Genomic DNA, 12,045 nt, shown 5'->3' with positions numbered 1-12,045 from the left:
GGGCCGGCCATCCCTGACCGACCCCATGTCATTGCGTTCGAAGCGGAGGACACCCCGGCGGCGGCGCGCCGGTAGCGAGCAGCCCCGAGACGCACCGCCGTTCCCGGATCACGCCGCCGGCGCGCACGTTGCCGCGCTCGACCGCGCCCACCGCTTCGGCGAGCCGCGTCACAATCTCCGTCAGCACCGCCACGTCAATCGTCACCAGCCGCCCGGCGGGCTTTGCCGCCAGCGGCTCAAGATGCTCGGTCTTGACCAGCTCCGGCGACAGCGGTGGCAGTTTCGGCCGCTCGGTTCGCGCGAGCGATGGCAACGTTGATGTCGTCCCGCATGCCGTCGACAGGAGCGGCAGGCAGAGGATCGCCGGCAGGAGCAGGCGGGATAGTGTCGAGCGCATGGCGCAGGTTCTCCACAATGTGATGCGTGACGGCCGCCGAGGCGACCGTCTGTTGCGCGACGCTGGTCGCGATGGTGGCGGATGCGTCGACGGCGGCGCGCTCATCCTGCCGCGCCACAGTGACGGCGGCGGCGTGATCGCGCTGAACCTGCATGGTGACGTGATCAGCCCCTGCCCGCTCGCCCTTCCGATGAGCGGTGAACAGGGCCGCACCGAGCAGCAGCGCGACGACAGCGATGGCGATCGCCCGGACCTGCCAGCCGGTCATTTCGGCAGATCCTGAAGGAACAGCGTGCGCTCCCGCTGGCGGCGGGCTGTCAGGCCCTTCGACGTGCACGACCAGCCGCCCGACGCCTTGGGCGCACACGTCTCGCCCCGGCGCCGATACGCGGCGACCTGCGCCAGCGGCACCGTCACCTTGTTCCAGGCTCCGAAGGCATCGGCGGCGCCCCGCCAGTCGCCCGCGTTGATCTTGCGGACCAGCGTCGATCCGCAGATCGCGTTGGTCCCCATATTGTAGGCCAGCGAGACGACCGCCGCCGACTGGGGGCCGCGCCCGCGCAGCGACGGCGCGCAACGCATGACCGGTTCGGCGTGCGCGATGAGTTCCGCCTCGTTCATCGCGTCGCACTGCGCGGCGGTGTAGACCTGCCCGACCTTCACCCCCTTGGTGACGCCATCGCAGGCGGTGGGCACCCCGACGATGTCGAGATACGTCTGCAGGTGGCGAGCACCGGCAACGTGCTTGACGGTTACGGACTGATCGGTGTTCACGGTCGCCGACACCGTTCGACCGCTCTCCTCCTTCGGCACGAGGACAAAAAGCAGCGCCGCGGCGAGAACCGATCCGGTCACAGTGGCGAGCGTCTTGCGCGGCGCGCCCGTCGGCGGCGCCTGCGGATCAGGAGCGCGCGTCATCGGCCACCCCCTTCCGCTGCGGGATGAGTCGGACGACGATCGTCGCGACGAACAGGATCGTCGGGATCGCGCGCGCCCAGCTGTCCGGCACCGTCGCACGGATCTCCGCTGGCATCGATGCCCAAGCGTGGGTCAACGCGTCCGGCGCGCCGAGCGCGATGCCAGTCAGGATGGCGCCGAACGCAGACACGCGAACGGACCATAGCGGCCAGGCGCGCGCCCATAGGGCCCGCACCCGCCGCCAAGCGTCGGGGAGCTTCATCAGCAGTCTCCAGGAGAAGGCGGGCACCGCGCCCGCCAAGGATTAGGGGATCTGGTCAAGCAGGCCGGCCATGTCGGCCGGCACAGCTTGGGGGATGGCAGCGCTGCTATCACCGAGCAGCTGGCGCGCCGCCTCGATCGGGCGGCGAGCGAGGCCACGGACGCAGGTCACGGACCCGGCCGACATGGCCGCGCCGCCGACCACCATCATGGCGCCGCCGATGATGTCCGCCATTACCGCCCCCTCTGGCTGGCGCGCTCGTCCTCGCGGCGCGCACGGTCGGCGAGGTAGCTGACGTCGCGCGTCATGCCGACCAGCACCGGGATGTACGTCCGGTCGTTGACTTCGGCCTGCGATGCCTGGGCTTTCAGCTGGGCGATGTCCTTGTCGACACCGCCCCGCCAATTGCCGATCGCGATCAGATAGCCGCAGACCGCGACGATCAGACCCGAGCATGTAGCGATCGCGCCAGCGATCGCAATCCAGCGCGGCGGCGCTGGCGTGGAGGTGTTGACCATCGATGTCTCCGATCAGCCGTGCTGCACGTCGATCCAGGGACGACCGTCGCGGATCGCCCAGACGGCGCCGAGACGGCGCATGTACTGCTGCAGCGTCATGTCGGCTTCGCGCACGGCGGTGACGCCGATGCCGGCGCCGCGGGCGACCGCGACGAGGTAGACCGCCACGCCATCGCCCAACGCCGCTTCGCACGCCGCGAGCGTGTCCGGGTCGACGTTGACCGGCACCTGCCCCGAGAAGGCGATGCGGTCGACCGTCTGACGGGCGGCTTCCAACTCGCCCTCCCAGGCGGTCAGCGCTTCGCCATGCTCGGCGAGCGCGACGGCATGCGCCGCCTCGGCCGCCTCGACCACAGTGCGATGTGCCGCCTGCGCATCCCGATAGGCGGCGAGGTCCGCCTGATACTGGCCGACTGCCGCGGCATAGGCGGCCTGCGCCTTTGCGGCCTCAATCTGGGCATCAGCTGCCGCCTGCGCCTGGGCGATCGTGAAAGCCCGGTCGTTGAGGAACGCGGCGAGCCGCAGCAGATAGGCGTCGTCATCCTCGCCATCGCCGCGGACCGGCTGCACCGGCATCTCGATCACCGGCGGCACGAAGGCGGCGGGCTCGACCGGCTTGGTCGGCTCGACCGGGCCATCATAGGCCGGCGCGGCATACAGCGGGGCTTCGGGCCGCGGTCCGAGGTGCGCCGCCCAGGTGTCACCGCCGACCAAGTTAGGATCGGTCGACTTCACGACATAGCGACGAGCATCCGCCCAGGTACGGGTGAGCTGGCCGTTGCCGTCGATGCCGCAGACGTCACCCTTCGGGATCGTGCCGCACGCCAGCGACTTGCGGACATATTCCGCATAGTCGGCGCCGCCCGCGTTGATAGTCCCCGGCGCATTGATCGAGCGATTATTGGAGGCACGCCCCACAAATAGCGCAGCGTTTGCCGCGTTGCCGAGACCCGGGCTGACTACCGATGCGAACCGCGCCGATACGTATCCATTGGCGCCGTTTGTCACGTCCAAGACGGTTGCGCCTTCGCCGGCCGTTTTCGCGATTACGTGCGATGAGCCGCTGCTGGCACCAACCAGCAGGTTGCCGTTACCGTCGAAGCGACCGTATTCGACCTGCGCACCGCCTTGGTTGTAATTGCCAAATATAATTGGCTTGCCACCGCCGAAGGTCAGCAGCTGCATATCGCCGGTGCCGTTCACTCCAACCAACGCACCGCCGTTGTCATTTCCCGTAGTGGAATAGGACGGTGCCGATCCGTTCGTATTGACGTGCAGCTTCGTCAGCGGGTTGGTGGTTCCGATGCCGACACGGCCGCTGTCGATGACGTTGACCAAATCATAGACCAAGCCGCCCTGGTTCTTGCTAATGGCGAATTGATAGCCGGTGCCGTCCGTGCCGAACGCCAGCCGCGTCGCGACCGGCGAGGTGCCAGTGGTGAGGATTTCGGTGCTGCCCTGGGCGCCTGGATCGCCCAGGCCGATCCGGAGCCTGCGACGCACGAGCGCGCCGTCCCCGTCGAATAGCGTGCTGATCGAACCGCCAGCCCCCACCCCCAGGACGTTCGCCGCGTATTTGTACAGGCCGGTGTCCTGATCGCTCGCAAAGCGGACGGCAGGCGCATTGATAGAGCCATCGGTAAAAAGGCCCTGCCCGATCGTGTCGAGGATCCCGCCGAAGGTGTTCTTGAACCCGGCGAAGGCCAGCGCGAGGTCGCGCGCAAAGCTCTGCGTCGGCGCGATGCCATAGGTCTGACCCGCGCCCGAGGCGCTCTGATACGGCGGCTTGATCGAGATCTGCGCCGCCGAGGTGACGACGTCGATTTCGTACACCTTGAGGTCGGGTCCGACGAAGATCTCGCCCACCTGCGTGTTGGAGACGAAGTCGGTGTTCGTGCCGGTGACGATGGCGTTGCCATTCGTCACCGCAACCGTGCCGGCGCGATACCATGACATTGTCGATGTCCTTTCGGGGTTATTCTTCGGTCTGGATGAGCGAGATGACTTGCGCCTGGCTGTCGAAGCTTGGCGCGGAGGTCGGGCCGGGACCCAGGGTGCGGGTGGCCAAGACGACGCGGTACACGACGCTCGTCCCGCCGAAATTGTCGTTGACGGTGACGGCCCCGCCCATATCTTCCTCGTAGCGCGCAGGGTTTGAGGACCCGCCGTAGGCGGTGGCCGTCCACTTGCCGGCGACGTTGAGTTCGCCGATCTGCGTCGAGCCCCGATAGATCAGGAGCTGCGCGCTGATCGCCCCGTTGCCGGCAGCTTGGGCGCGAGGGATCTCCGCCACGCGCGACCAATTGTAGCTGACGACGACCCGGCGCGATCGGCCGTTGCTGCCGAACACGCCGCTATCGAGCACGGCGTTGTACGCCGTATCGGTGGTCTGCACCGCGTTCTTGATGACGCCGGCAGCCAAGCCCCCGCCGAAATAGGCGATGCCGGTCAGCGTCTTGTACGTCACGCCGTTAGCACGCGAACACTGGCTGATCGCCATCGTCGGTCCGAACCACTCGATGAGGTCGCTGTCCTTGCCGAAGCCGAGGCCCTGCACCTGCATGAAGCTGCCGGTATTGAGGACGATCCGACCCGTGCCCATGCGCAGATCGGTGTTGATGAGATTGAGCGTGCCCGGACCAGCGTCGGACCCGATGAGCTGAAAGCCCGTAAGGTTGCCGTTGCCATCGATCGTGACCGTGTAGCGCCCTTCGATAACGCCTAGGCGATTCACGACCGTCTCGATCGACTGCTCGACGCCGACACCACCAATGCCGTCCAGACGCGCCGTCACCTGCTGGACCGCCTGTGCGTTCGCGTTGTCGCGGGTCACGCTGGCTTGCCGCTCGGCCGCGATCGAGGCGTGCGCAGCCGCAAGGCCATCGTCAGGGTCGTGGATCTCGACCGCGAGCCGGTCGATGTCGATCCCGAGCGCGTTGTCACGCTCGAGACTGAGTTCGCGTTCGTGATCGATCCGCCCGGATACGGCCGGCAGGCCGGAAGGCCCGTCGAACACATCGCCCCGCAGCTGCGAGATATCGGAGACGCGCGCGGTGTTGGCATCTGCCGCAGCCTTACGATCGGCCGCGATCGTCGCGCCCGAGATCGGCTTGCCGGTCGTCGGATCGAGCAGCTGCGCGTCGATCAGGTCGAGCCGCTCGGTCGTCGCCTTATTCTGATCGGCGGTCAGCTCCGCCAGCGCGACGATCCGCGCGCGGGTCGCCGCAAGCCCCGTCGCCGCATCGTTGAACGCCGCCTCAAGCGCATCCTGACGAGAGGTGAACGCCTTCTGCGCGTCGGCGACCGCCTTGGAGGTGCTGACGATCGCTGCTTCGGCAAGGCCCATGCGGGTGAGCAGCGCCTGCCGCGCGGTCGCCTCCGACAGCTGGCCGGCGACCAGCGACGTCGTAAACTCCGCCTGAATCTGCACCAGCTGCGCCGCGCGGGTCTGCCCGGCAATCTCGCCGGCCGCCATGGAGCGCAGCAGCGCCTCGGCGTCGGTGTCCGCTGCGGCAGTCACCTGTCGGATCGTCATCTGCGTGCCCGCGATGCCCCCCGTATTGTCGATTGCGGTCCGGTCGAGCCGGCCGATCGCCGCAGCTTGTTCGCCCAGCGCTGCGCCCTGCGCCTCAACCTGTTCCGTCAGCGCCGCATCTCCGTCGACCTGCGCCTTACGGTTCGTAACGATCATCCCGATTGCCGCCACGAGACCCGTATTCGGATCATCAAGCTCGGCCTGCATTTCGTCGAACCGCTCGACCAAGGCGCTCTGCTGATCGGCTGCGGCCTTAAGGCCTGCGGTCAGCTGCGCCCTCGTTGCCCTCAGGCCGGTCAGCGCATCGTTGACGATGGCATCGACTGCTTCGATTCGCTGGCCTAGCGCCGCGTCGGCCTCCGCGCTCCCGCGTTCGACCGCGTTGATGCGCACCTGCGTCGCGGCCTGCCCCGAAACCGGGTCGGCATAGGCGAGTTCGAGCGCATTGATCCGGCTACCGTAGGCGCCGGTCGTGTCCGCCAGCACCTTCGACGTCGTGAAGATCGCCGCCTCGGCTGCGCCCATCCGCGCGAGGATCGCCTGCTGCGCGATCGCCGAAGCCGCCTTGTCGGCTATGAGCGTCGTCGTGAAGTCGGTCTGGATCTGGACCAGCTGCGCCGCACGGGTCTGCGCCGACGTCTCGCCGGCCGCCAGGGCCCGCAGCAAGGCTTCATCGCTTTCGCCCGCCGCACCGCGCATCTGACGGATCGTCATCTGCGCGCCCGCGATACCACCGGCGGCATCGATGCGCGCCTCGTCGAGGCGGCCGATCGCGGCCGTCTGTCCGTCGAGCACCAGGCCCTGCGCCGTCAGCTGCCGCGTCAGCGCCGCGTCGCGCGTGATGCTCGCCTCGGCCTCCGTCAGCACCAAAGCGCTGGCGGCGTCGACTTTCGCCGACAAGGCAGTGCGCGCGATCGCGGCGGCCGAGAAGCCGTCGTCCATCCGGGTCGACAGTTCCTGCCTCGCCTGCGCGAGCTGGCTGACCTGATATTTGGCGGCCGTCTCGCCCGACAGGAGGGAGCGCAGCATCGCATCGGCCGAGCCATCGGCTGCACCGCGCGCCTGGCGGACGCTGACCACGAGGCCGGCGGTGTCGGGCAGCGCGGTCAGCGTCTGCTCGATCTCCGACGTCCGCAAGCCGATCTGATCGACGACGTCGGCGTTCGCCTTCAGCGCGATCGCGCCCTTCATCGCATCGATGTCGATCTCGGCGGTGCGGGTGCGGGCGGCGAGCGCGGTCAGCTCGGCGACTGACGCCTTCAGCGTGACCGCGGCGTTAAGGCCGTCGATCGCGCTCTCGGCCTGCGCAAGGCGGGCGATGATCGGCTCCAGCTCGGCGACCTGCCCCGGGTCGAGCACCGCAAGGGCGATCTGCTCCTGGACGAAATTCACCGACGCCTTGGTCGCGACGAGGCCCTTAACGCCATCGATCGCGACTTCGGCGCTGGCGGTCCGATCCTTCAGCTGGTCGACGGCATAAATACGAACCTGACCGGTCGCGGGATCGACGACGATGCCGGCATCCCGCAGCACGTCACGCGTGCGCGCGCTTTCCAGCAGCGTCCGCAACAGGCCTTCCTCGATCCGGCCGACGGCCTGGCCGACCTGCCGCTGAGCGGCGCCCTGATCTGCAACGGCGCCACCCAGATCGGCGAGAGCCTCGGCCGTCTTAGCGTCGGCGTCCTTCAGCGCGGAGATATCGCCGGCGCTGTCATCCACTCGGCCCGTGAGCGCGGTCAACGCAGCGTCCGCATCGACGCGGGCTTCCTTCAGCGCGGAAACGTCGGTCTCGATCGGATCGAACCGTTCCTCGATCGGCACGATCCGTTCGAGCTTCGCTACCGCTTCCTTCACCGTGCTGTCGCCGAACGGCGAGTTTGGGTCTGCACTGTTTGTGGCATGATCCGCAGGCCGGGTAGGACCGGTCACGCCGCTGAAGTCCAGCTTCGTTCCCCCAGTGACGACAGGTCCGATCACGCGTCGGTCGCCGGTAAAACCCTGCCGGCGATAGCTGACAGCCACCTCGTACGCCGAAGCGCCCTGAACGCTGACGATCTCCTGCCGGATCAATGAAGGCTCGAAAACGCCCGCGCCCGCCCAGCCAGCGCCTGCTGCCTGGCCATCCACGAAGGGGCGATATTCGAGAACGATCGCTTCCGCGGATCCTGCATCGACGGCGCCGGTAACGATCAACGCCGGCGCCACTGATCCAGCGGAGACAATGCTTGTCCCCGAAATGGTCCAAGCTGCCGCGCCAGGCGTCGGTATGAGCATCGGACCGGTAACGCCCGGGGTCGGCGGCGGCGTGGCGGCTTGCCCGAGCGCGAACGCGTGTTTTCCAGCCGTCTCGCTGCGGGCGGTCATCGTGGTGACGCCGGCCGACGGATCGAGGTCGCGGTTCAGCAGCAGGATGGGCTGATTGTTGAGCCCCACCTCAGGGAGGTTTGCTGTAACGCAGTCACCCGGCTTGTAGCCCATCCACACCAGTTTCAGCGGCAGGACGATCGGCCCGAACTCGCGGGCATTCTCGATGTCGTAGCGGACGGCTGTGCCGATCTGCGGCGTGTTCTGGATGAAGGGGTAATCCAGCACCTTCGACCGCTTGCCGCGATCCTCGGCGACATGCTCCGCGACGCTGATCGGTGCGCCTGGCAACAGCTGCCAATTGTTCGCCTCCAGCCGATAGCGCGGCGTGACGGTGTTGAACCGGTTCCGGCGCGGCTGCGTCGCGGAGACGCTCGCTTCGCCGATCACGTCGTCGATCGTGATCGTCGCGAGACTCACCTTCGGCGCGTTGACGAGGCACGAGATCTTCGCACCCAAGGCAAGCGGCTCGCCCATGCCGGCCTGAAGGATTTTCTTCATGCTGGCCCACTTCTCGTCGCCCGAGAAGATGATGCCGCCGCACGTCCATCCGTTGGCCTGGGCGATGTTCCGCCCCTCGACGAACGCCGGCACGTCGATGCCGGCCCACGGCGCGCCCATTCCCATAACGCGCTGATAGGTCGACCCCGGCACACGCGGATCGCGCTGCCAAAAGCCATGCGCCCAGCGCAGGCCGAGCAGGTAGGGGTTCTCCGTCCATTCCCAGGTCGCAACGGCCGCGTCATACGCTGCCGTGTCGGCGGGATCGGCCATACGGTGCGGGCCGTTGCCGCCGGGATACGTGCTATCCTTCGTAGGGTCGTAGGCCAGCGCGCCCTTCACCGTCCACATCGGCGCAGGGACGCCGCTCTGATAGACCTTCGCCTTTGTGTCGAAGCGCAGGGTCCAGGACGCCGCCGCCTTTCCCGAAAGGCCGCACTGCGCGGACCAACCCGGCGGCGTGCCTGCACCTGCCCCGAAGCCAAGCGCCGGCTCCGGCATCGCGCCGAGCTGCGTCATCGACCACATGAAACCGGCAAAGGCGCCGATCGCCGCGCCGGTACCGCCGAAGAACGTCGGCACCTTGTCGACCGTCATGCCCTCGATCGCGGCGATGGGGCCCAGCGAGAGGATCGCTACAAACGCCTGTCGGTCGTTATCGCCGGCATCGCGCGTGTCCCAACCCCGTCGAAAGCCGATGTTCCCCGCTGTACCTGTTCGCCCGAGAGCCAGCGGGATACCGGCGTCGGGATCCGCGCTAAACTGTTCCTGTGAGCCGGTCGCGTTAGCTGTCGGTTTTCCTGCGGTTAAATTGGCGGCGATGGTCAACGCCCCGGCTGCGACGGAAGCCACGGTGGCCACGGTAGCGATCGTCGCGAGTGTGGACGCGGACAGGCCCAGCCCGATGCCGACGCCAGCCGCCGCGCCGATGCCCGACGCCACGAGCGCAACAGCGCCGACGACTACCGCGGCTGTCTTTAATACCTTAGACATGCTCACCAGCCCGCCAACAGGAGTCGGCTCATATGAAAATTGCGGTAGGCGTCATCGCAGCCTTGCTCGCGGCCGAAGCTGGCGCAGGTCCGCTGTCGAAATTCGACGCGAAGGCGCCAGAATTCGAGATGACCTCAACCAAGCAGATGGGCGACATCGAGCGATGCCTGATTGACCTCAACGGTGTCCCAGCACCGAACGTTTACCGGCAGCCAGACCGACCCGACGACGTTACCATTCTTTGGCTTGCGAACGGTGCGTTCAACGGCACCGCTCTAGGGCGTGCCGACCTACGTCGAACCCCTAGCGGCACCACGGTAAAGCTGTGGCTGAAGGACAAATCCGCACGCCTGTGCGCCTGAAAAGAGCGGCTTTAGCCTCCACCGCTCATGCGTAAAAAAGTCTTGCTCGCCTCGATCCGACGAGATCTAGCCGATCAGCACCCCGCGGAGCGCCGCTGCGCAGCCGGCCGTGAAGCAACCGATTGAAACGACTGCCAACACGAAGGCGGCACAATAAGCCCACTGCCCGACGGTGTACGCCCGAACTTCCGCTGGCGTCGGTTCCAGGGCCTCGGCGGTCAGCATAATGGTCTGGTTGCGCCAAACCTCGTACGTCGATGCGTGGTAGAAGCGCTCCTGCGACAGGAACGCGAAGGCGTGGGTCAGCAGCGCCGCGATCAGCCCCGCCACGAAGCACGCGAATGCGGTCCACAACGCGTGAGCGTCGAAGGCCGGCTTGCCCGCCGACTTGGCGATCAGGTTCCCGACGAAGGTGAAGAGCGCGATCATCGCACCGCCGTTGGCGAGGAGCAGCGCCTTCATCGTGGCATCGGCGATCGACATCTGGTTCTTGATCCGATCGGTCGCCTCCGCCCGCGCAGCGACATAATCCTGCTCGGCGACCTTGCGGACCATCGCCGCCTTCTCGTCATCGGTCATAGCACGCTCCAAGCGGTGACATATTCCAACGGCTGCAACACGGCGGCCGTCGCCACCTCCTCATGATAGGCGACGACGCGGCCGTTGCCGAGGCAGATCGCCAGGCCGCCCAGCCGATCGACGCCAGGAAGCATCAACAGGTCCGCGACGATCGCCGCCGCTGGAGCGATGCGCTTCATGCCCATCGCGTCGATTGCGGCCTCGACGCTATCGAAGCCGCGGGCATTTAGCGCCTTCACCGCGCTGTTGACGGTGCGATACGATCCCGACGCCGGCAGCTTCACTTGATGGCCGAGTAAGCGGAGATGCGACGCCCCCATCCGCACACAATCGGACGTTCCCATGCGCAACGGTCGCTTTGACCAAACATCCAGCGTCTTCTGCGCGGCATCACGGCGGCGCACCATCGGGTCAACCTGCATAGCTGATCCCGGTCGGGTTCTGCCCCGCGATGCCCCAATACACCGGCTCGGCGACGCCCGTCACGAAGTCGAGTCCCGCCTCGCCTGGAAAGATGCTCCGATGATGCCCGGCCGATAGCCGTGCGCTCTCGTCGTCCTCGAACAGCCGCTCGAACACGCTGACGATCTCATAATCGAGCCGCCTGCCCTCCTCACCACTAACCAGCGAGGGCACGTCCAGTTCACCCAGGAAGATGAGGTGCGGCGACGGAATGACCCCACCGCTAACCGGGTCGATCGCGCCCATGTAGATTGCGACGGGCGCGCCCTGCATCGTTGGCGCTGCGAGCGCTGCCGCGGCGGCGTCGCCAGCGGGCAACAGCGTGAGCCCGATCGCCGGCGCGCTGTCGCCGACACCGTCGGTGAGGTTTTCGACATCGGAGATGGTGCCGAACGTATCGTCCTGACCGACGTAAGTCCGGCCGCCGAACTCGGCGATGCCGGCTCCGTCCAAAAGATTAACCTCGCGATCAGGCAGCGCGATCGACACGGCGCCGAAGACTGTCGGCGCATCGCTCTTAAGCGCTGCCTCCAGCGCCGGGGTAAGGTTCGACATGGCTATGCTCGCTCGGTGATGAGGATGGCGGGAATGTCTGCGCGGGCGCTGGTGAGCTCGAGGTCGATGCTGGCGCCGGAAACGATGCCTTCAATCATCGGCCGCGCAAATTCGCAAAGCGCGCCATCCGACGGCCGGACGCGTAGCATCGGATAGAGGCCAAGGACTATGCCCCCCGCCTCGTTCGCGACCGCATCACCCTCGGCGCAATGCAGATAGCGCCGTCCGCCATGGATGATGCTGAAGAATTGCCCTTCGCGCACCGTGTAGCCGGCTGTGAACCCCCGGAGGAGCAGGGCAAGCCCCGCCTGCCCCGCCCCGTTGACCACCGGAGCGCCGGGGTTGCCGATCTCAAGCCCCGGCTGCGGCACCGGAAACAATGCGCCCTCCGTCTTCGCGCGCCGGAGCCGAGAGGCGAGAATGCGACCGTCTGGCTCGGGCTTCAGGCGGGGATAGGTGATTTCCAGCGCGAAGCGATTGCCGAGGCGATTGAGGCGCTGATAGGCCCCGCCCATCGGCGCCTTTTGGTCTGCGCCCCAATCGAGCAATTTCGGGACAGCGCGGTTTGGCAGCCGCGGTTGCGGCAGTTCGATGGCCAT

At 67.1% G+C, this 12,045-nt stretch carries 13 protein-coding genes; 1 reads left to right on the top strand and 12 read right to left on the bottom strand.

Annotation, left to right across the window (positions count from 1 at the left end):
* Positions 1-28 precede the first annotated feature (28 nt).
* Genes ACP7A3_RS12655 through ACP7A3_RS12620 form a run of 8 tightly spaced genes read right to left on the bottom strand, consistent with a single transcriptional unit; the run spans position 29 to position 9,488 of the window.
* Positions 29-205 carry a hypothetical protein gene (locus ACP7A3_RS12655; RefSeq protein ID WP_426255819.1) on the bottom strand — a complete coding sequence of 59 codons (177 nt, stop codon included), beginning with the start codon at positions 203-205 and terminating at the stop codon, positions 29-31.
* 31 nt (positions 206-236) lie between these two features.
* Positions 237-665: a hypothetical protein gene (locus ACP7A3_RS12650; protein WP_426255818.1), complete on the bottom strand. Its 429-nt coding sequence runs from the start codon at positions 663-665 to the stop codon at positions 237-239.
* Positions 662-1,315, bottom strand: coding sequence for a lysozyme (locus ACP7A3_RS12645; protein WP_426255817.1), 654 nt, complete (start codon positions 1,313-1,315; stop codon positions 662-664). The genes ACP7A3_RS12650 and ACP7A3_RS12645 overlap by 4 nt, the downstream gene beginning before the upstream one ends.
* Complete coding sequence (locus ACP7A3_RS12640) at positions 1,299-1,577, bottom strand: hypothetical protein (RefSeq protein WP_426255816.1); 279 nt, start codon at positions 1,575-1,577, stop codon at positions 1,299-1,301. The genes ACP7A3_RS12645 and ACP7A3_RS12640 overlap by 17 nt, the downstream gene beginning before the upstream one ends.
* Before the next feature lie 42 nt (positions 1,578-1,619).
* Positions 1,620-1,811 carry a hypothetical protein gene (locus ACP7A3_RS12635; RefSeq protein ID WP_198356511.1) on the bottom strand — a complete coding sequence of 64 codons (192 nt, stop codon included), beginning with the start codon at positions 1,809-1,811 and terminating at the stop codon, positions 1,620-1,622.
* The gene (locus ACP7A3_RS12630) at positions 1,811-2,095 is read right to left on the bottom strand and encodes a hypothetical protein (protein ID WP_426255815.1); all 285 of its coding nucleotides are present in this window, start codon (positions 2,093-2,095) and stop codon (positions 1,811-1,813) included. The genes ACP7A3_RS12635 and ACP7A3_RS12630 overlap by 1 nt, the downstream gene beginning before the upstream one ends.
* 12 nt (positions 2,096-2,107) lie before the next feature.
* Positions 2,108-4,051, bottom strand: coding sequence for a hypothetical protein (locus ACP7A3_RS12625; protein WP_426255814.1), 1,944 nt, complete (start codon positions 4,049-4,051; stop codon positions 2,108-2,110).
* A gap of 19 nt (positions 4,052-4,070) precedes the next feature.
* Positions 4,071-9,488: a hypothetical protein gene (locus tag ACP7A3_RS12620; RefSeq protein WP_426255813.1), complete on the bottom strand. Its 5,418-nt coding sequence runs from the start codon at positions 9,486-9,488 to the stop codon at positions 4,071-4,073.
* A gap of 32 nt (positions 9,489-9,520) precedes the next feature.
* Here ACP7A3_RS12620 and ACP7A3_RS12615 point away from each other — a divergent pair, with 32 nt between their 5' ends.
* Positions 9,521-9,850, top strand: a complete 330-nt coding sequence (locus tag ACP7A3_RS12615) for a hypothetical protein (protein ID WP_426255812.1) — start codon at positions 9,521-9,523, stop codon at positions 9,848-9,850.
* A gap of 66 nt (positions 9,851-9,916) precedes the next feature.
* Here ACP7A3_RS12615 and ACP7A3_RS12610 read toward each other — a convergent pair whose 3' ends face one another.
* From ACP7A3_RS12610 to ACP7A3_RS12595, 4 genes are read right to left on the bottom strand one after another with little or no spacing between them, the layout of a single operon-like run.
* Positions 9,917-10,429, bottom strand: a complete 513-nt coding sequence (locus tag ACP7A3_RS12610; protein WP_426255811.1) for a hypothetical protein — start codon at positions 10,427-10,429, stop codon at positions 9,917-9,919.
* On the bottom strand, positions 10,426-10,836 hold the full coding sequence (locus ACP7A3_RS12605; protein WP_426256044.1) for a DUF6950 family protein: 411 nt from the start codon (positions 10,834-10,836) through the stop codon (positions 10,426-10,428). The genes ACP7A3_RS12610 and ACP7A3_RS12605 overlap by 4 nt, the downstream gene beginning before the upstream one ends.
* 4 nt (positions 10,837-10,840) lie before the next feature.
* A complete protein-coding gene (locus tag ACP7A3_RS12600; protein ID WP_426255810.1) occupies positions 10,841-11,446 on the bottom strand; it encodes a hypothetical protein in 606 nt (201 codons plus the stop codon).
* Between the two features lie 2 nt (positions 11,447-11,448).
* The gene (locus tag ACP7A3_RS12595; protein WP_426255809.1) at positions 11,449-12,045 is read right to left on the bottom strand and encodes a hypothetical protein; all 597 of its coding nucleotides are present in this window, start codon (positions 12,043-12,045) and stop codon (positions 11,449-11,451) included.

It is taken from the genome of Sphingomonas sp. DC5200-1, assembly GCF_049897245.1.
GTDB classification, from domain to species: domain Bacteria; phylum Pseudomonadota; class Alphaproteobacteria; order Sphingomonadales; family Sphingomonadaceae; genus Sphingomonas; species Sphingomonas aquatilis.
Note: the sequence above shows the minus strand (reverse complement) of the source record. Positions and strands in the feature narration are given on the sequence as shown.